The 17,945-nt window shown below is 63.8% G+C and carries 18 protein-coding genes and 2 tRNA genes; 13 read left to right on the top strand and 7 right to left on the bottom strand.

Features of this window, described 5'->3' with window-relative positions:
- Positions 1-155 precede the first annotated feature (155 nt).
- The 4 genes from KVF90_RS06280 to KVF90_RS06295 form a co-directional block, all read right to left on the bottom strand.
- Positions 156-662: a DUF427 domain-containing protein gene (locus KVF90_RS06280; RefSeq protein WP_264393989.1), complete on the bottom strand. Its 507-nt coding sequence runs from the start codon at positions 660-662 to the stop codon at positions 156-158.
- Positions 663-672: 10 nt separating this feature from the next.
- A complete protein-coding gene (gene clpS / locus KVF90_RS06285) occupies positions 673-1,083 on the bottom strand; it encodes an ATP-dependent Clp protease adapter ClpS (protein ID WP_264393990.1) in 411 nt (136 codons plus the stop codon).
- A 192-nt stretch (positions 1,084-1,275) separates the two neighbouring features.
- The gene (locus KVF90_RS06290) at positions 1,276-2,070 is read right to left on the bottom strand and encodes a phasin family protein (RefSeq protein ID WP_264393991.1); all 795 of its coding nucleotides are present in this window, start codon (positions 2,068-2,070) and stop codon (positions 1,276-1,278) included.
- A 126-nt stretch (positions 2,071-2,196) separates the two neighbouring features.
- Complete coding sequence (locus KVF90_RS06295) at positions 2,197-4,104, bottom strand: PHA/PHB synthase family protein (RefSeq protein WP_264393992.1); 1,908 nt, start codon at positions 4,102-4,104, stop codon at positions 2,197-2,199.
- 160 nt (positions 4,105-4,264) lie between these two features.
- Between KVF90_RS06295 and KVF90_RS06300 the strand changes: the two genes are divergently transcribed.
- From KVF90_RS06300 to KVF90_RS06330, 7 genes are all read left to right on the top strand, one after another.
- On the top strand, positions 4,265-5,464 hold the full coding sequence (locus tag KVF90_RS06300) for an LL-diaminopimelate aminotransferase (protein ID WP_264393993.1): 1,200 nt from the start codon (positions 4,265-4,267) through the stop codon (positions 5,462-5,464).
- A gap of 154 nt (positions 5,465-5,618) precedes the next feature.
- Entirely contained in the window at positions 5,619-6,221 is a 603-nt protein-coding gene (locus KVF90_RS06305) for a hypothetical protein (RefSeq protein WP_264393994.1), read from the top strand.
- Complete coding sequence (locus KVF90_RS06310; RefSeq protein ID WP_264393995.1) at positions 6,199-6,543, top strand: hypothetical protein; 345 nt, start codon at positions 6,199-6,201, stop codon at positions 6,541-6,543. Before KVF90_RS06305 ends, KVF90_RS06310 begins: the two co-directional genes overlap by 23 nt.
- A gap of 4 nt (positions 6,544-6,547) precedes the next feature.
- Entirely contained in the window at positions 6,548-7,054 is a 507-nt protein-coding gene (locus tag KVF90_RS06315; RefSeq protein WP_264393996.1) for a hypothetical protein, read from the top strand.
- 62 nt (positions 7,055-7,116) lie between these two features.
- On the top strand, positions 7,117-7,539 hold the full coding sequence (locus KVF90_RS06320; protein ID WP_264393997.1) for a JAB domain-containing protein: 423 nt from the start codon (positions 7,117-7,119) through the stop codon (positions 7,537-7,539).
- A complete protein-coding gene (locus KVF90_RS06325; RefSeq protein WP_264393998.1) occupies positions 7,536-7,886 on the top strand; it encodes a hypothetical protein in 351 nt (116 codons plus the stop codon). The genes KVF90_RS06320 and KVF90_RS06325 overlap by 4 nt, the downstream gene beginning before the upstream one ends.
- Before the next feature lie 72 nt (positions 7,887-7,958).
- Complete coding sequence (locus tag KVF90_RS06330; protein WP_264393999.1) at positions 7,959-8,777, top strand: crotonase/enoyl-CoA hydratase family protein; 819 nt, start codon at positions 7,959-7,961, stop codon at positions 8,775-8,777.
- A 156-nt stretch (positions 8,778-8,933) separates the two neighbouring features.
- Here KVF90_RS06330 and KVF90_RS06335 read toward each other — a convergent pair whose 3' ends face one another.
- Together KVF90_RS06335 and KVF90_RS06340 are read right to left on the bottom strand one after the other, a co-directional pair.
- The gene (locus tag KVF90_RS06335) at positions 8,934-9,647 is read right to left on the bottom strand and encodes a hypothetical protein (RefSeq protein WP_264394000.1); all 714 of its coding nucleotides are present in this window, start codon (positions 9,645-9,647) and stop codon (positions 8,934-8,936) included.
- 118 nt (positions 9,648-9,765) lie between these two features.
- Positions 9,766-10,557 carry a thioesterase family protein gene (locus KVF90_RS06340; RefSeq protein ID WP_319641057.1) on the bottom strand — a complete coding sequence of 264 codons (792 nt, stop codon included), beginning with the start codon at positions 10,555-10,557 and terminating at the stop codon, positions 9,766-9,768.
- Between the two features lie 126 nt (positions 10,558-10,683).
- Here KVF90_RS06340 and KVF90_RS06345 point away from each other — a divergent pair.
- From KVF90_RS06345 to KVF90_RS06360, 4 genes are all read left to right on the top strand, one after another.
- A tRNA-Cys gene (locus tag KVF90_RS06345) sits at positions 10,684-10,757 on the top strand.
- Between the two features lie 187 nt (positions 10,758-10,944).
- A complete protein-coding gene (locus KVF90_RS06350) occupies positions 10,945-11,811 on the top strand; it encodes a class I SAM-dependent methyltransferase (protein ID WP_264394001.1) in 867 nt (288 codons plus the stop codon).
- A gap of 86 nt (positions 11,812-11,897) precedes the next feature.
- Positions 11,898-11,973: transfer RNA gene (locus KVF90_RS06355), tRNA-Thr, on the top strand.
- A gap of 141 nt (positions 11,974-12,114) precedes the next feature.
- Entirely contained in the window at positions 12,115-12,777 is a 663-nt protein-coding gene (locus KVF90_RS06360; protein WP_264394002.1) for a hypothetical protein, read from the top strand.
- Positions 12,778-12,897: 120 nt separating this feature from the next.
- On the opposite strand, the gene KVF90_RS06365 is transcribed toward KVF90_RS06360, so the two are convergent.
- A complete protein-coding gene (locus KVF90_RS06365; RefSeq protein WP_264394003.1) occupies positions 12,898-15,675 on the bottom strand; it encodes a TonB-dependent receptor plug domain-containing protein in 2,778 nt (925 codons plus the stop codon).
- Between the two features lie 557 nt (positions 15,676-16,232).
- On the opposite strand from KVF90_RS06365, the gene KVF90_RS06370 reads away from it, so the two are divergent.
- Together KVF90_RS06370 and KVF90_RS06375 are read left to right on the top strand one after the other, a co-directional pair.
- Positions 16,233-17,267, top strand: coding sequence for a glycosyltransferase family 2 protein (locus KVF90_RS06370; protein ID WP_264394004.1), 1,035 nt, complete (start codon positions 16,233-16,235; stop codon positions 17,265-17,267).
- Positions 17,254-17,943: a class I SAM-dependent methyltransferase gene (locus KVF90_RS06375; protein ID WP_264394005.1), complete on the top strand. Its 690-nt coding sequence runs from the start codon at positions 17,254-17,256 to the stop codon at positions 17,941-17,943. The genes KVF90_RS06370 and KVF90_RS06375 overlap by 14 nt, the downstream gene beginning before the upstream one ends.
- Positions 17,944-17,945: the final 2 nt, after the last annotated feature.

Below are 17,945 nucleotides of genomic sequence, written 5' to 3' on the forward strand. Positions count from 1 at the left end.
CACGGTCAGCCGCAGGATATAGCGATCGATGCTGGGGATCAGGTTGGACAAATGAGGCTTTCCATCGAAGGCACGAAGGCCAAGCCGCCCTAGCGCGTCTGACCTTGCACGTCATGCCCCCAATTGCTGTGCCGCACACAAGCTTGCCCGGCAATTTACCAGAAGCGGCTGCCGGGAATGCCTTTGAACGGCCCGGCCTCGCGCGAGGTGATCCACCCGCCATAAAAGCCGCCGGGCTGGGGTGTGACCTGCTCGCCGTCCACTTCGACATGATCGAAGGGCGCGGCATAGAAGGCGATGTGGCCCGAGATTCCGGCGAAGGCGGGGGTGGGCGAGGGGTAGCTCCAGCCAGCCTGAGCGATGCGTTCGCCCGCGATCAGCACGTCCCAATAGGCGGCTTGCCCCTTCCACTCGCAGATCGACCGCGCCGGATTGGGCAACAGTTGCGCCATCGCGATGTCGGCTTGCGGGATGTAATAGGTCGGCGGGTGCGAGGTTTCGAGCGTGCGCCACGCGGCGCGGGTGTCGGCCAGCACGATGCCCTTGTGGGTGATGCGGATATGCCGCGACACCGGTTCGGCAATGGCGGGGCGGGGGTAATCCCAGACGCTTTCCTGCCCCGGTGCGAGCGGATCGGGCTCAGGATGATGGGGCTGGCGCATGGCCGCCCGGTCAAGCCTTCTCAAGCGTGCATTGCAGCGGGTGCTGGTTCTGGCGCGCGAAGTCCATCACCTGATTGACCTTGGTTTCGGCCACTTCGTAGGTGAAGATCCCGCATACGCCGACGCCGCGCTGGTGAACGTGGAGCATGACGCGGGTGGCCTGTTCCAGATCCATGCTGAAGAAGCGCTTCAGGACGAGCACCACGAATTCCATCGGGGTGTAGTCATCGTTGAGCATCAGCACCTTGTACTGGCTGGGCTTCTTGGCCTTGGCGCGGGTCTTGGTGGCGACGCCGATCTGGCTGCCGCCAGAGCCGCCTTCATCCTTGCCGCCATCCTCATCTTCCCCGCGCACAGGGGCTGCGTGCGGCAAAGGCAGCGCGGCGCTCGAAGCGGGATCGAAGTCGGACAGGTTCGGCATGAGCCTCCATTATGGGATTTGGCTGCGCGGGTGCAAGCGATAGGTGCGATTTGTTTGGCCTTGCACGATCCTGCAGGGCCAAAAGAAAAGGCCGACCAGACTTGCGTCTGGCCGGCCTGCGCTTTTCAGCGCGCTCTCGTGAACCGGGTTGGGAGAGAGAGGAGAGAGGCCCGGTCCAGAAACTTGTGGTGCTTACGCAGCCTTCTTGATCTTTTCGGCCGCGACGCTGACGCGGTTCGAGATCGGGGCGAAAGCTTCGTTGTAGAGCTTCACCCAGGCTTCGGTGCGCTTCGAGCCGTAGGACACCAGCGCATCGAAGTTGCGACGGGCGATTTCGCCCTGAAGCTGCATCAGCTCGGTCGGCGACTTGACGGCGGCAACCTTCTTGGCGTCAGCGGTAACGGTTTCGATCACGGTCTTGCCGGTTTCGACGTTGTCCTTGAGCAGTTCCTGCGCGCCGCTGAAGAAGATCTTGCCGCTCTCGACGACAGCTTCAACGTTCGCCTTGGTGAACTCGGTCGCTTCCGAAGCGAGCACGGTGGTCTGGGCGTAGGCGGTCTGCGCACGGGTCTGGACGTCGGCGAGGACTTCCTTGGCGGTGGCGGTGATGTCGGTGTTCTTGGCAGTGGCCATGATGGTATCCTTGAGCTTGATGACGGGGTTGGTCTTCGGCGCGGCAGCCTTGGGTGCGGCAGGCTTCACAGCCTTCTTGGCCAGCACCGGCTTCTTGACCGGAGCAGTCTTCTTGGCGGCCGTCTTCTTGACGGTCTTGGCAGCGGCCTTCTTGACCGGGGTCGCCTTCTTGGCGGCCGGGGCCTTCTTGGTCGCAGCAGCCGGAGCAGCCTTCACCACCTTGGCAGCGGCGGGCGCTTCAACAGCCTTGGCCGATGCTTCGGCATAGGCCTTCTCGGCAGCAGCATCGATCTTGGCGACCGGAGCGGCGGCGGCGGGCTTCACTTCGGTAGCATTCTTTTCAACTTCGGACATGACGACCTCGCTTCATGTTGCACTGCACAAAATAGCGAGTGCCGATGCGAAGTCAAGTGTTTTTGTGCAGTGCACAAAAATGTAGGAATGTTAGCAGATTCAGGACGTTGATGCGGGGATGCTCCGCTACCGCGTCTTCACGTAGCGGCCCGGCGCATCCTCGATCACCTTGTCGCCCTTGCCGCCGGGCACCCGTTTGCCCGTCGCGGGAACGCGCGCATCGGACTGGCGGTGCAGCCATTCGAGCCAGTGCGGCCACCAGCTGCCCGGGTGCTCGGTCGCGCTCTCGACAAAGGCCTTGAGCGAGGGCGCGGTGCTGTCTCCGACCCAGTACTGGTACTTGCCCGCAGCAGGTGGATTGACCACGCCTGCGATATGGCCTGAGCCCGCCAGCAGGAACTCCATCGGCCCGGTAAAGTGCTTGGTGATGCGCCACACGCTTTCGGCAGGGGCAATGTGATCCTCGCGCCCTGCCTGCACGAAGCTGGGAGTGGCAACACGGGTCAGATCGATCGGCGTGCCGTCGGCCTCCAGCGCGTCCGGAAGCACCAGCTTGTTGTCGCGGTAAAGGTCGCGCAGATAGGCATTGTGCCACTTGGAGGGCAGGTTGGTGACATCGCCATTCCAGTGCAGCAGGTCGAACGCGGGGTAGTCCTCGCCCAGCAGGTAATTGTTGACGACGTAGTTCCAGATCAGATCCCGGCCACGCAGCGCATTGAAAGCCGCTGCCAGATAGCGCCCGTCGAGATAACCCTGCGGCGACAATTGCCCGATCATCTCCAGCTGGCCTTCGTCGATGAAGTTCTTCAGATCGCCGCTCTTCTCGAAATCGACCTGCGCGGTGAAGAAGGTCGCGCTCTTGACCTTGTCCGCCTCGCCCCGGCGTGACTGGATCGCCAGCGTTGCCGCCAGCGTCGTGCCGGCCACGCAATAGCCGATGGTGTGCACCGCAGGCACATCGAGCCGCGCGCGGACGTGATCGATCGCGTCCATCTGGGCGCGGATGTAATCATCCCACACCACATCGCCCATTGTCTCGTCCGCCGATTTCCAGCTGACCACGAAGACTGACAGGCCCTGATCGACCGCCCATTTGATGAAGCTCTTCTTGGGCGTCAGGTCGAGAATATAGAAGCGGTTGATCCACGGCGGGAAGATCACCAGCGGCACTTCCAGCACCTCGCTGGTCGAAGGCGAATAGTGGATCAACTGGTAGAGCGGGGTCTCATGCACCACCTTGCCCGGCGTCGCGGCGAGGTTTTCGCCCAGCCGGAAGGCCTGCGGGTCGGTATGGGTCAGCTGCCCGCGCTTCATGTCGTTGATGAGGTGCTGCATCCCGCGCACCAGATTGGCACCCTTGGTGTCGATCGTGCGTTTCAGGACCACCGGATTGAGCGTGAGGAAATTGTCCGGGCTCATCGCTTCGGCAAGCGCCGTCACCGCGAATTCGAGCTGCTGGCGCTTGGCGCGGTCCAGCCCGTCAACATTCCGCACAGCCTGCCGGAAGTAATCGGCCAGCATCAGATAGGTCTGGTGGAGCAGCAGGAAGGCGGGGTGTGCGCGCCAGGCCGGATCGGCAAAGCGCCGGTCACTCTTCGGCAGGGCCGCCGCCTCGGGTGCTTCGGTCATCTTGCCGCCAGTTGCCCCGGCGACGAAGCTCTGCATCACGCCCGACCATAACTGCATCTGGTCTTGCGCCAGTTTGGCCGATGCTTCGAACATCCCCTTGGGCATCTGGCCGAGCATCGATTGCGAGATCACCAGCCACTGCGCCGGATCGAGCAGGCCCGCGCCTTGCTTGCCCGCTTTCTCGGCAGCAGACTGTGCCTGATGGGTCGCGAAATCGAGCCAGAGCTGCTGGAGCTGCGCGCCGGTGGCTGTCCATTCGGTCAGCTCGCCAGCGTCCATTCCCTTCGCCATCAGCGATTCGAGTCCGTTGCCGGACATCATCTCGCGCATCGCCTCGCCCTGCATGTCGAAGAAGCCTTTGAGGCCTTCGCCCGCTGCCGCCATCAGGTCCGTATCCTGTGCCATTGCCTGAAATCGTCCCTTGTTTGCCGCGCTTGTGCGATAGTGCCGTCAATCGGGCCCAGTCGCAACTCGCCGAAAACGCCTTCCCACGATCCGCGGGTTTGGCCTAGGGAGAGAGTGCGATGGCCGGACCAGCCTCGTGCAAGAAAAGGTGATAACGGCCATGAATGACCAGTTCTATCGCATGAAGCGGATGCCCCCGTACGTGATCGCGGAGGTCAACGCCATGCGTCATGCGGCGCGGCTGGAAGGACAGGACATTATCGACCTTGGCATGGGCAACCCTGACCAGCCCCCGCCGCAGCACGTGATCGACAAGCTGTGCGAGGTGGCTGCCAAGCCCGATGCGCATGGCTATTCGCAGTCCAAGGGCATCCCCGGGCTGCGCCGCGCACAGGCTGGCTACTACGCGCGCCGCTTCGGGGTCGATCTCGATCCCGATAGCGAAGTGGTGGTGACGATGGGGTCGAAGGAGGGGCTGTCCAGCCTCGCCACGGCGATCATCGCGCCGGGCGATGTGGTGCTCGCGCCCAACCCGTCTTACCCGATCCACACCTTCGGCTTCATCATTGCCGGTGCGACGATCCGTTCGGTGCCGGCGACTCCCGACGAATTTTATTGGGAATCGCTCGAACGGGCCATGAATTACACTGTGCCGCGGCCGAGCGTGCTGGTCGTGAGCTACCCCTCCAACCCCACCGCAGAGACAGTCGAGCTGTCGTTCTACGAGCGGCTGGTGGCTTGGGCGAAGGAGAATCAGGTCTGGATTGTCTCCGATCTGGCCTATTCCGAGCTTTATTTCGACGGCAAGCCGACCCCTTCGATCATGCAGGTGCCTGGCGCGAAGGATGTCGCGATCGAGTTCACCTCGATGTCCAAGACCTATTCTATGGCCGGCTGGCGCATGGGCTTTGCGGTGGGCAACAAGCAGCTGATCGCGGCGCTGACGCGCGTGAAGTCCTATCTCGATTACGGGGCCTTCACGCCGATTCAGGCGGCCGCCTGCGCGGCGTTGAACGGTCCGCAGGATATCATCGACACCAACCGCGAGCTTTACCACAAGCGCCGCGACGTGATGGTCGAGGCCTTCGGGCGCGCCGGGTGGGATATTCCCCCGCCGCCAGCCTCAATGTTCGCCTGGGCCCCGCTGCCCCCGGCGCTCAAGTCGATGGGCAGTCTCGAGTTCTCGAAGCAGCTGCTCACCCAGGCGCAGGTCGCCGTCGCACCGGGCGTGGGATACGGCGAAAATGGCGAAGGCTATGTCCGGATCGCCATGGTGGAGAACGAACAACGCCTCCGCCAGGCCGCGCGCAACATCAAGCGCTACCTCCAATCCGTGGGGGTCAACAGCTCGGCGGCCTAGACCGTTTCCCTTGTTCAGGCGCGTCATCATCCAAAACGGGAGAATTCCTGTGCGATTCGGGTTAGTTTGCGCGTAAGGTGGGGCGAATAGCTGAAGGGAGAAGAAGATGGTGTCCGGAGCCGCACGGCGGCTGACCGACAGACAACGTGCCGTAATGGAACGCATCGATAGACGCGTCCCGATCAAGGTGATCGCGGCGGAACTTGGTGTGTCCGAAACGCGGATCAACCAGCATATCCGCGCGCTTAAGGACTTCTATGAAGCCGGAAGCCTGGGCGAACTGGTTGAAAACTATCGCGCCACATTAGCTCCAGAAGTGGCCGAGGCCGCTGCGGAGAATGACTTAAGCAAGCCTGCGGATGCAGAATTGCTCAACCCCTTCAGCGAAGATGCATACATAAATTCTCAGATTAACCTGGCGACTGATCTGACTGATTTCGGCGGTCGGGACGATCCGGGCCAGCTTGTGCTCAGCGACGCGATGCCTCTGATAGAGCAGGCACCGTGGCTGAGACCGGGCGAGCCGAGGGTGGTCCCCGGAGTGCTCGATGGTGAGCATGCCGTACTGTTTCGACTGGGGGCGATCATTGGTATCGCCACGGGCATTCTGGCTTCGGTGATCCTCGCGATCACCGCGGCAAAGACGCTCAGCGACGCGACAGACGGCAAGGCCACCTACTCCGAGGAAACAGGCATCGTTGCGGGAAGGGCACCCGCTACGCTGGAGATCACCAATGGAAAATCGTATCGTCGCTGACGCGCACAATCTGAAGAAGCTGATCCGCGAAGCCGAAGCCCTTGCCGATGAATCGATCATCGCCATGGCACGGCTCAAGCAGGCGATGCTCTCCGCCCGGCAGAACCCGGAAATCGAAGTCAACACCGGCCAGCGTGCGCTCGTCCGTCTGACCGAGGCCGAAAGCCAGGCGCTCGCCATGTCGACCAGCCTGCTGCGCGTGCATGACGAGTTGAGCAAGGTTGCGCGCATCCATGCCGGCCCTGACAGCGGCGAGCCGACCAAGCTTCCGCCGTCCGACCTGATGCCGACGCCGGCCGAACGGGAGCGGGCCCTGGCCTGAACTGATGGGCGATCTGCTCGACTTCTTTAACGCGTACCGGGTTCCCGCCCTGCATCTGACCAGCTTTCTCCTTCTCGGGGGAACCTGGCGGTGGGGTGGGGCCCCGGAGCGTTGGCTGATAGGCATCTTCATCGCTATAATGGTGCTGCCGACCTATGTGATATGGTGGTTCGAGCTGGGGGCCGCCGAAGTCGGCCCTTATGCGCCTGCCGTTATGCTGCTCGACATGTTGGCGGCAGCCCTGTTCATCGGCGTCGCGCTCAAGGCGAACCGCAATTACCCTTTGTGGATTGCCGGCTTCCAGCTTGTGGCGGTCGGGGCGCATCTGGTGCGGTCAATCATCGACACGATCTCCCCCCTGGCCGTAGCGATTCTCGTTATCGGCCCGGCCTATTGCCAGCTGCTGCTGCTGCTCGGAGGGTTTATCCGCCACGCCCTGCGCGAGCGACGCTTCGGTCCCTATCGCGAATGGCGGCAGGTCACGCCTTCCGCGCGTGGGCTGCAACTCTGACGGTTGGGAGAGCGCCAGATGCCTGACCTAGCCCCCGCTACTCTTGGCCCCGGAACGCGCGCATGCTGATGGCCGCCCTAGCCCGCGGGCGCGACGAGCCTGTCTCGCAAGAGCAGCGCACCACGACGATGATCGCCTATCTGCGCAGCGTTGTGCTCGCCCCGCCGGCAACGCACGAACGCGGCCATGCGATCTTTGTCGACCGGCAGAGCGCCTGGCTGGGCGATGCACCCTGCGGAATCGGCACGATGGGCACGCTGGGCTTGCGAATGCGCGCCTTGCTGGGCGACGCGCTGCGCTTTGATGCGGCGGGGATCATTCTGGCGCACAGCCACCCATCGGGACATTGCCGGCCGAGCGGCTGCGACATTGCCGCCACCCGTCGTCTGGGCGAAGTCGCCAGCGCGCTCGATATCAAGCTCATCGATCACCTGATCTTCACCACCGACGCGGTCTATTCGATGCGGGCGGGGGGCCTGCTTTGAACGCCCCGCTGCCGACCGGGCATTTCCCCGATCCTGACGGCAGCGTGCCGCGCTTTCGCGAGGCGGGGGATCTGACGCTGGATCTGACCCACCAGGACGGGAGGGTCGATGATTGCTGGCTCGGCCTTCATCCGCGCGAATTCGCGCTGCTATGGCGCCTTGCGGAGCAGCCGGGCGAAAGGATCACAGTCGCGCCGGACAGTGACGGGGGCGCGGCGCTTCTCGCACGGATGCAGGCGAAGCTGGCGCGCGTGGGGCTCGCGCAGTTGATCGCCATGGCGGATGACGGCATTTACTTCCTTGACGCCCCGCCAGCCTCCTCGCTTTCGCGCATCGCCGGGCGCTAGCACGGCTCTGGACAGAGGGCGGCTGTTCGGTCAATCTTGCCCAGTCACAGAGAACACAGGGATCATACCACCATGTCGGCCACCGCCACCACGATCGCCAATGATCGCGTCGCCATCACCCTTGGCGAAGACGGCGTCGCCGAAGTCCGCTTCGTGCGGGGCGACAAGATGAATGCGCTCGATCCCGAGATGTTTCAGCGGATCATCGAGGCGGGCAGCGTGCTCCAGCGGATGAAGGGCCTGCGCGCGGTCGTGCTGTCGGGTGAGGGCCGCGCCTTTTGCGCCGGGCTCGATCTGTCGAACTTCTCGCGCAAGGTGCCCGAGGATGAGCCGAGCCTGACCGAACGCACCTATGGCAACGCCAACCGTCCGCAGCAGGTGGCAATGCAGTGGCGCAAGCTGCCCGTGCCCGTCATCGCCGCCATCCACGGCGTGTGCTTTGGCGGGGGCCTCCAGATCGCCAGCGGCGCGGATATACGCATCGTCCACCCTGCCACGCGCATGGCGATCATGGAAATGAAGTGGGGCCTCGTCCCCGACATGGGCGGCTATGTGCTGTGGCGCGGGCTGGTGCGCGATGATGTGCTGCGCGAACTGATCTACACCAACCGCGAGTTCTCGGGCGACGAGGCGCAGGCTCTCGGTCTTGCGACCCATGTCGACGAGAACCCGCGCGAGCGCGCGCTCGCCATTGCCCGCCAGATCGCGCTCAAGAACCCCCATGCGATCCGCGCCGCCAAGCGGCTCCAGGCCGGGATGTGGGAGCGCGAGACCGATGCAATCCTGCTGGAAGAAAGCATCGAACAGCACGGCATCATGCGCAGCCGCAATCAGGTCGAAGCGGTGATGGCCGAAATGGAGCGCCGCAAGCCGAACTTCGAAGACCTGTGAACCCTGGGCCGCTTGTTCCTTCCGGGAATCCTCCACCCGCCCTAGGGTGAAGCCATCCGGGCTATGGCTTCCTTGGCCCAGGCGTCATCAGAGGCGATCACCGTCAGCAATCGGGCCGCAAGCTTAAGAGCCGGCGGCGGTACGAATGTCCCCGCGCTACTTGGCCGAGGCAGCCGCGCTTTGCTCGGCTTCGTATTGCGCCTGCCGGGCATGGGCGCCGATGTAGCCGGGATCGAAGGTGCCGAGGATGACGTACTGGCCATCCTCCTGCCGTTGCAACACGGCAAACTCGCCCTCGCTGAGGCGCTGGCCTGTCGCGAAATAGATGTTGCCGATGTGGCTGACCATCACCGTGTTGTCCTTTGCTCCCCGCGGGATGTCGGCCAGCAGGGCATTCAGCTCCTGGCCGGAGACCGTCACGGTCCGTTCGGCGGTGTTGTCATGGTGCATCAGTCGCGGTTCGATCTCGTAGCGGTCAAACATGAACCGCGCGGTCTCGGTCGCGCGGCACATCTCGCTGGAAAGAACGCGGCCAATCGGCCAGCCGAGCGCGCGGATCGCCACGCCGGTTTCCGCCGCTCCCGCTACCCCCGCAGGCGAAAGGTTGCGCTGCGCGCTGCAATCATTGGCCGGACGATCATAGTCATCCCCGCGCGAGGGCACATTGGTGCGTTCATGCCGCATCAGGATCACGAGGCCACCGGCGCGCAGCTGATCGCTCAGATCCTTGGTGGACATTGCGCGGTTCTCAAGCGTCGCCACCGGTTGCGGGCGTTCGGCCGCTGGCGGTGCGGGAGCCTGTGCCGACTGGGCCAGCAACGGCGCGGAAAGAGCGAGTGCGAGGCCCGCGAAGGCAAGAGCGATGCGCATGAGATACTGTCTCCCGATTGTTTGCGCAGGGTTTGCCGTGCTTTATTGCCGCTTACAAGAGCGACTGCGCGGAAAGCTTCCCGCGCACCTCATGCGGACAGTCACTCTCGCTGTGCCGCTACCCGAACACTGCCACGCATTGCAGCCCGTCAAGCACCTGACGGCCCTCCGCATCCCACAAGCGCAGCCGTTCCGAAGAATAGCCGGCGTCCGCATGCTGGCTGGCATTTTCGGCCAGATACCAGCCATCCTTCGACCGGCTCTCCGGGTCGAGCACGTTGAATGACCAGTTGATCGAGCTGATCGGCCCCTGCCGCACCATCGCCCGCATCGCGCCGGGTGGCATAACGTCGCCCATCAGCACCAGCTTGGACACCGGGTCGAGTTCATGCGCCTCGGTCAACCGCGCCCAGCGCCGCACGGTCGCGCCGCGATCGGTGCCTTTGGTCTGGCCGTGGCGCAGTTCGAAGTTCTTGGCGACGAAGCTGGGCGCGAAGCTGTGAGTGACTGCCTCATTATCCTCGGGCGGGCCGGGCCAGTCCTCTGGCAGGGCGGAAGGATGCACGGCATTGGCCTCGCGCCCTTCGCCGAATAGCCAGAAGGCGGTCAGGGCCACCTTGCCGTCGCAGACGATCTCGCTGCGCAGCTGGGTGACGTTGCGGCCCTGACGGATGATCTGGGCGGAAAGCTCGATCTCCTCGCCCACCGGCGCGACGAAGGCGACCTGACCGGCACGCAGCGGCGGCAGGCCGGGGAAGGCGCGCACCGCCATGGTATAGGCCACCAGCGCCGAGGCTCCGCCATAGAGCGTGCGGCCCTGCATCCAGTCGGCGGCATAGGTCAGGCGAGCGGGGCCGGGCTGGCCGGTGACAGGTGCGAGCAGGCTGGCGATGGTCATGCCGCCAGACATGGCGCGGCCCGCGCGTTCCGTCCAGACTGACGTTGCGTAAGGTCGCCCAGCAATCTCGCATTGCCTTTGCCCCGCCGAATCGCTAGTGCGCCGCTTCCCTTCGAGGCCCCGTGCCCCGGAAGGCTCGGCCCGATGGCGGAGTGGTTACGCAGAGGACTGCAAATCCTTGCACGCCGGTTCGATTCCGGCTCGGGCCTCCACCTTTCATGCATATAGCCCCGAAGTCGCCCACTCTCTTGCAGAGGGCGCGGCGCGATAGCCGGCTGGACGGTGCGGCAGGTTCTGTCCGACACCTTGTCTCGAACACCTACGGAACAGTGCGTGGGTGGCGCAGGCCAACCCAAGCAGATAGCTTTTGCCCCTTAGGTTGCAGCCCGAGGGTCGATCATGACGGTTGCGGTAAACTGTAATGCCAGAATCATCGGCGGCATCCCCCGCTTTGGCGATCTCGACAATTATTCGGGAAGCTTCGGTTTCCAGTGGAACAAGTTTGATCGGACCCAGCTGCACCGGCACAGCTCCGAGATGTTCTGGCACTTGACTGGCTGGACGCCCGCGGAACTGGTCGGCATCGACCTGCTTGAGGCGGGGGCAGGCGCTGGACGGCTCAGCCGGGTGATCCTGCAAGAGACCGAGGCCAATCTCTACGCGCTCGACTATTCGTCCGCTGTCGAAGCGAACATGCGATCCAATGGCAGCATCGCGCCGGAACGCTTCCACCTGTGCCAGGCCAGCATCTACGACATGCCCTATCCCGACGAATCCTTCGACAAGGTGCTCTGCCGCGGGGTGCTGCAACACACGCCGGACTTTGCCCAATCGGTGCGCGCGCTGGTCTCCAAGGCGAAGCACGGCGGGCAGATCGTTGTCGATTTCTACGAGATCCGCGGCTGGTGGACCAAGGTGAACGCCAAATACATGCTGCGGCCTTTCACCAGGCGCATGTCCAACGACCGGCTGCTAGGGCTCATTGATCGCAATCTCGACTGGATGATGGCCGTGCACGACACGTTGGTGAAAACGCCGCTGCGCCATCTCACCCGCTTTTTGCCACTGGTCGACATCGCAGGAACCTTTCCGCCGGACCTGACACCGGCGGAGCGTCGCGAGTGGGCGCTTCTGGACACCTTCGATATGTTCTCGCCCGAATTCGACAATCCGCAGAGGACCAGGAGCGTCGTAAGGATGTTCGAACAGGCCGGGTGCGAGGTTACCTTCTCGGCCCCCGGGATCGTCCGGGCCTTCAGGCGATAGCGCAGTCCTGGCCGTTCAGCCTGTGCGCAGAATGGAAACTTTGCATTGCACGCGCGCCAAACGCGAATTAGGGCGCACCCAAGAGTGCCGCTTTAGCTCAGTCGGTAGAGCACATCATTCGTAATGATGGGGTCACGTGTTCGAGTCACGTAAGCGGCACCACCTTCCTGTTCCCCCACATCGCTGAGACGGAAATCATCGCCAACGTCTATGCGCTGTTCGACCTCACCCTGGCCGACATTGAATTGCTGGAGGCCAATATATGAGCGGTGCGCTGGGTACGGGCGACACGTGAGGCGTTCGATGGCGGCGTCGGCGTTGCTCGCCATACTGGGCGTGGGGGTGTCCATTGCCAACGCCGCAACCGGCCCCCTGTGTGGCACGGGCAAGAATTCGGCCATCTGCTTTGCGTCGGTTGACCGGGGCGGCAAGCTTTCGACCGATGAACGGGAAAAGCTCGCTGCCGCCGCGCCGGTTGCGATCGACATCGTCAGCTCGCGCCAATTCGCCGCAGAACTTGCCGCGTTTCACGCCGCACTGCCGCTGCGCTGGGTGAAGGAGAACCGTTACTGGCGCGGCTTTGATCCGGTCGAAGCCCCCAAAGCGATCCGGGCGGCGTTCGCAGGATTGCATATTGATACAAGGGGGGGCTTGCGGGCGCGCAGAAGCGCCGCGTTCGGCGGCAATCTCGCCTATGAAGGCAGCACCGACAGGCGCACCGGCGAGCGGTTCATTATGCTCAATCGCTATCGGCTGGACAGGCCATTGGGTGGGCTGGTGAGCACTTATGTGCACGAAGCGGCGCACAAGGGCGGCTATTCGCATCGCGGTGGCCAGACCCCGGACCAGAAATGCGAGCCGCCCTATGTCATGGCGCAACTTGCCCGGAAACTGGCCGAGCCAGACAAATGGGCAAGCTTTGTCATGGGCAAGAATGCGTGCCGTTTCTGGCGGGAGGCGCGCTGATCTTTGGCTGGTCCTTGCGGGTCGCTGGAAGGCGTGCGCGGTAGTTTCTCTTCGCAGGATCTGGCGGCAGCAGACGGTATACCCCGCTTGCCGCCGCCTTGATCGCCCGCCGCCAGAGCCTCAGAACGCGAAGCTGATCCTGCCGTAAAGGAACCGTCCGTTGAAGCCGAAAGGCGAGAAGGACGAGAAGGGCAGGAAGTAGTTATTGACCGACAGGTTGCCCGGCTGGTTCGTGACCGGATCGGTGGCGCGGCCGACCGGGTTGGTGGTCGGATAGACGTCGAACAAGTTGTTCGCGCCGAAGGCCAGCTCGACACCATCGGCAAAGGTGCCTTCGGGGCGAATCCGGAATTCGAGATCGGTGACCCAGCGCGGCGCGAGCAGCACGTCGTTGATCGGCGTGGCACCGGCGGAGAACACCTCGCCGAAGCGGTTGGTGCGCAGGGTCGTGCTCAGCCAGCCCCACTCCCAGTCCGCGCCGAGGTTGATGCGATCCTTGGGCTGGCCGCGCTCGATGCGCAGGGATTCGAGTCGCCCGAACAGATCGATCCCGGGCACCTGCGCCAGATCCCCCGGGGTGCTGCGCCGCCCGGTGATGTCGATATCGTTCCGGTTGTACCCTGCGGTCAGCGACAGCGTGCCGAGATCGCCAAGGCCGGTGCGATAGGTTGCGATGGCATCGAAACCGCGGGTGCGGGTGTCGATCCCGTTGAAGAAGAACCGCGCCGCCGAAATGCTGGTGAAGCCCGCATCATTGAGAATCTGCGCGATCCCGCGGCCCGGATTGGTGCCGGTGGGCGCGCCCGCCGCATCGCGGTTGGCGGTGAGGTTGTCGGTCAGCACGATCCGGTCGTCGATATCGATCTGGTAGTAATCGAAGGTGATATTGAGCCCGTCGATCCGGTCGAACACTGCGCCCGCCGACCACGAGAACGATTTCTCGGCCTTGAGCGGGCTTGCGCCGAGTGCGACCGCCACCGGGTTGTTGACCGGCAGTGTCACGGCATCGACCAGCACGCCGCCGATGTTGTTGGTGGCCGCGGCAGCGAAGAACTGCTGCTGGAGCGAAGGTGCGCGGAAGCCGGTCGACAGCGCGCCGCGCAGGGCGAAGCCATCAACCAGTTCAAGCCGGCTCGCCAGCTTGCCGTTCAAGGTCGAACCGAAATCGGAGTAATCTTCGAAGCGGCCTGCGACCTGGACGTTCCAGCCCGAGGTCAGATCGGCATCAAGTTCGGCATAGAGCGAGACGTTCTCGCGCGAGTTCGGCGTGGTGACGTTCACGCCGCCGATCACCGGCTGGAAGCCCGGGAACACCTGTGCGCCCGGCGCGGCAAAGGCGGTTGCGCCCGAGCCGGTGATGAACGAGTTGTTCGTACCCACGCGCACCGGACCGGCGCGGTAGCTGTCCGGCTCGCCGGCGGTGAGCTGGTATTCCTCGCGCCGCCATTCGGTCCCGAATGACAGGGTCAGTTCCTCGATCCCGCTCACTTCGATGTCGCGGCTGATGCCAAGGTTGGCGATCAGCTGGCTATAGGCGATGGCGCCGGCATCGAATTCGGTCGGGCTCGCTGCGCCGAGCGAAGCGTTGAGCGTGTCGGTGATGAAGAACTCGGTCTCGTTCTCGCCGTAGGACATCGAAAGGTCCCAGTTCCAGCCGCCGAAGTCGCCCTCAAGCCCGCCGACGATGGCGAGATCCTTGGTGTCGGTGTTGATCAGCGGCAGGAAACCGTCGGGATAGATCGCCAGCACGTTGCGGTTGTCGGCAGCGCGGCGATAGAAGCCAGCCGACTCCGCTTCGCGCGTGCCGTAGGTGCCGAAGGCATAGAACGACACCTGATCGTCAAGCGGCATCCCCATGTTGACGACGATGTTGAGATCCTCGGTCTTGGGATCGCCATAGCGGTGATAGCGCCGGTCAAGCGTCAGCTCGCGCGGGTCGAGCGCGCCGGATTGGGAATAATTGCGCCGCGGATCGTAACCGGCGCGGTTGGTGTCGTTACGGTCGCGGTATTCGGCGGTGATGTTGACGAAGCCTTCAGCGCCGAGCGGAAGGCCGATATTGCCCGAGACGGTGAGAACCTCGCCATCGGTGACCTTGAGGTCGCGCCCGGTGCCCGTCAGCTGCAACTGGCCGTCGGGCGTCAGGGTCGGCGTTTGCCCTGCGGTACCGTTGACGCCGGTGATTTCCTGCACTCCGTCGATGCGGGTGTTGAAGCCGCCGTAATTGACGAAGAAACGACCGCCTTCGTGCGAATCATTGAGCTGGAAGTTGATCACACCGGCAATCGCGTCCGAGCCATATTGCGCTGCCGCGCCATCGCGCAGCACTTCCACGCGGCCGATCGAGGAGGCGGGAATCTGATTGAGGTCAACCGCGGTGCTGCCGCGCCCGACCGAGCCATTGAGGTTGAGCAGAGCAGCGACGTGACGGCGCTTGCCGTTGATCAGCACCAGCGTCTGGTCAGGTCCGAGCCCGCGCAGGGTTGCAGGGCGGATCGCGTCCGTGCCATCGGTGATCGAAGGCTGGGGGAAGTTCAGCGAAGGCACCAGGTCACGCAGCACGCGCGCGGTTTCGGTCAGGCCCGACTGGCGAATCTGTTCGTCCGAAATGACGTCGATGGGCACCGGGCTTTCCGAGACGGTGCGGTTCGAGCGCCGCGTGCCGGTGACGATCAGCACATTGCCGCTGTCCTCCACCTCGTCCACGACCTCGGTGGCTGCCTGCTGTGCAATGCCCAACAAGGCTTGCGAGGTGACACTCACATCAATGACCGGATCGGATGCTTCAGCGTCGCTATTGCCAGCGGCATGGGCGGAAGTGGCGCCCATCGCGGCCAACAGGGCCCCGCCAAGAGCGATCGACGAGCCGGACTGAAGAATATTCTGGATCTTACGCATTGCTACCCCTTGTTGTGTTTTCTGGCATCTTGATGCGGACGAGCGTGTGTCCGCGAGAAAAGAAGTCATCGGCCACACGGCGGCGAGCGCTTTGCAGCCCGACCTTGAGTGGCATCCCTTGGTTTTCTTCTGCGCAATGGTGCGACTGCTCATGCGCGCCGCCCATCCTCGCAATCGGTATCCAGCCGGGCGTGACCCCCATGCACCTTGCTGACATTGCAAAGGTTGCGTGGATCACAGTGAAGGGTCAACGAAAAACAGCCTCCAACCCGCCATAAGTTATCAAAGCTTGCGTCATGTCATGCTTTTGCCACAGTGCCATAAGGCAACGGTGTTGTTGCAATGCAGCACAGGAGGCGACCTCAGGCCTTGAAATTCGCGGGGCCATGCTGGATATAGCCCCGCCAGCCGTGGTGGCTCGCTGATGTCCGGGCGGTCTGGGCATCAGGTCAGCGCCGCAATGGCCGGATCGGCAAGGGCACATCGGGGCAGGGGGCCCAAAGCTCCAGACCACCATTCTCGCTTGCCGCAAACATCGCTTCAGGAGGACCGGGAACTTGCACGTTCCGCACACATTCTCAGGCTCCTGCGAGCTGTCTGTCGTCATCCCGGTCTATAACGAAGAGGCCGGTCTCGATGCGCTGATCGAGCGCGTGACCAAAGCAGCGCAGGCGATCTTTGCCAACCGTTACGAACTGATCCTCGTCAACGACGGGTCGAAGGACGGCAGCTGGGCGTCAATCTGCGCTCATGCCGACCGCGATTCGCGCATTGTCGCGATCAACCTGTCGCGCAATCATGGCCACCAGCTGGCGCTGACTGCCGGGCTCAACCATGTGCGCGGTGATCTGATCTTCGTGCTCGATGCCGACCTGCAGGATCCGCCCGAACTGCTCGGCCCGATGCTGGAGCAGGTGCGCCAGGGCTATGACGTCGTTTACGGCCAGCGCATCAAGCGCCACGGCGAGACCGCCTTCAAGCGCGGCACTGCATCGCTGTTCTACCGTATGCTCGGTTCGATGGTCGATACCTATATCCCGCGCGACACCGGCGATTTCCGCCTGATGACGCGCCGCGTGGTCGACCAGCTCAACGCGATGCCGGAACGGTACCGCTTTATCCGCGGACTGGTCAGCTACATCGGCTTCAACCAGACCGCCTTCCCCTATGACCGCGATGCGCGTTACGCGGGCGAGACCAATTATCCGCTGCGCAAGATGGTCGCGCTGGCGGTGGACGCGGTTACCAGCTTCTCGGTGGTACCGCTGCGCTTTGCCTCGCATCTCGGGATGCTTTTCGGCCTTGCGGGCCTCGTCTCGCTGCTCGGGATTGTCTGGGTGTGGATGCGCGGCGGCACGGTCGAAGGGTGGGCGAGCCTGGCCGCGCTGATCCTCATCATGGGCAGCGTGCAGCTGATGGTGCTTGGCGTGTTCGGCGAATATCTCGGCCGGATGTACATGGAGGGCAAGCAGCGTCCGCTGTTCATCATCTCTGAGGTGCGCCGCCATCCGTTGGCCGCCAATGCTGCCGCCGATGGAGAGGCACCGGTGATCGAACCTGACCTGCGCGAGGGTATCCGTGTCGCAAGCTGAATTCGACGCCTATGTCGATGAATATGACGCGCAGCACGCCGCCTCGGTCAAGCTGAGCGGTGAGGACCCGGAGTTCTTCGCCGAGTACAAGGCCAAGGAAGCGGCGCGGGTTATGGCGGCGGCGGGCGTGGCCCCGGCGCGGATCATGGATTTCGGCGCAGGGCGGGGCAATTGTGTCGCCCACCTCCAGCGCGAATTCCCCGATGCCGCGCTGACCGCGCTCGACGTTTCGGCCCGCTCGCTCACCCATTGCGAAGCGCGGGCGATCCGTCCGCTGGAAACGGTATGTTACGACGGGCAGACCCTGCCTTTCGGTGCAGGCACCTTCGACCTCGTCTTCACCGCCTGCGTGTTCCACCACATCCCGGCCGAAGACCACATCCGCCTGCTCGCCGAGATCCGCCGCACGCTGAGCGCGCAAGGGCGCTTCATCCTGTTCGAGCACAACCCCTGGAACCCGCTCACCCAGCACGCGGTGCGCACCTGCCCGTTCGATGCAAACGCGGTGCTGATCAGCGCGCCCGAGATGCGCCGCCGCTTCAAGGCTGCGGGCTTCAAGGATGTGAGCCTGCGCTGGACGCTGTTCTTCCCGGGCTTCCTCGCGGCCCTGCGCCCGCTCGAGCCTGCGCTCGGCTGGCTGCCGCTGGGCGCGCAATACTGCCTCGTCGCCCGCTGAGA

The sequence above is a fragment of the Porphyrobacter sp. ULC335 genome (genome assembly GCF_025917005.1).
GTDB lineage: Bacteria > Pseudomonadota > Alphaproteobacteria > Sphingomonadales > Sphingomonadaceae > Erythrobacter.

Excerpts from the sequence above, each read along its gene's own strand:
- KVF90_RS06280 (WP_264393989.1), bottom strand. The coding sequence starts at position 662 with ATGCGCCAGCCCCATCATCCTGAGCCCGATCCGCTCGCACCGGGGCAG.
- clpS (WP_264393990.1), bottom strand. The coding sequence starts at position 1,083 with ATGCCGAACCTGTCCGACTTCGATCCCGCTTCGAGCGCCGCGCTGCCT.
- KVF90_RS06290 (WP_264393991.1), bottom strand. The coding sequence starts at position 2,070 with ATGTCCGAAGTTGAAAAGAATGCTACCGAAGTGAAGCCCGCCGCCGCC.
- KVF90_RS06295 (WP_264393992.1), bottom strand. The coding sequence starts at position 4,104 with ATGGCACAGGATACGGACCTGATGGCGGCAGCGGGCGAAGGCCTCAAA.
- KVF90_RS06300 (WP_264393993.1), top strand. The coding sequence starts at position 4,265 with ATGAATGACCAGTTCTATCGCATGAAGCGGATGCCCCCGTACGTGATC.
- KVF90_RS06305 (WP_264393994.1), top strand. The coding sequence starts at position 5,619 with ATGGAACGCATCGATAGACGCGTCCCGATCAAGGTGATCGCGGCGGAA.
- KVF90_RS06310 (WP_264393995.1), top strand. The coding sequence starts at position 6,199 with ATGGAAAATCGTATCGTCGCTGACGCGCACAATCTGAAGAAGCTGATC.
- KVF90_RS06315 (WP_264393996.1), top strand. The coding sequence starts at position 6,548 with ATGGGCGATCTGCTCGACTTCTTTAACGCGTACCGGGTTCCCGCCCTG.
- KVF90_RS06320 (WP_264393997.1), top strand. The coding sequence starts at position 7,117 with ATGCTGATGGCCGCCCTAGCCCGCGGGCGCGACGAGCCTGTCTCGCAA.
- KVF90_RS06330 (WP_264393999.1), top strand. The coding sequence starts at position 7,959 with ATGTCGGCCACCGCCACCACGATCGCCAATGATCGCGTCGCCATCACC.
- KVF90_RS06335 (WP_264394000.1), bottom strand. The coding sequence starts at position 9,647 with ATGCGCATCGCTCTTGCCTTCGCGGGCCTCGCACTCGCTCTTTCCGCG.
- KVF90_RS06340 (WP_319641057.1), bottom strand. The coding sequence starts at position 10,557 with ATGTCTGGCGGCATGACCATCGCCAGCCTGCTCGCACCTGTCACCGGC.
- KVF90_RS06350 (WP_264394001.1), top strand. The coding sequence starts at position 10,945 with ATGACGGTTGCGGTAAACTGTAATGCCAGAATCATCGGCGGCATCCCC.
- KVF90_RS06360 (WP_264394002.1), top strand. The coding sequence starts at position 12,115 with ATGGCGGCGTCGGCGTTGCTCGCCATACTGGGCGTGGGGGTGTCCATT.
- KVF90_RS06365 (WP_264394003.1), bottom strand. The coding sequence starts at position 15,675 with ATGCGTAAGATCCAGAATATTCTTCAGTCCGGCTCGTCGATCGCTCTT.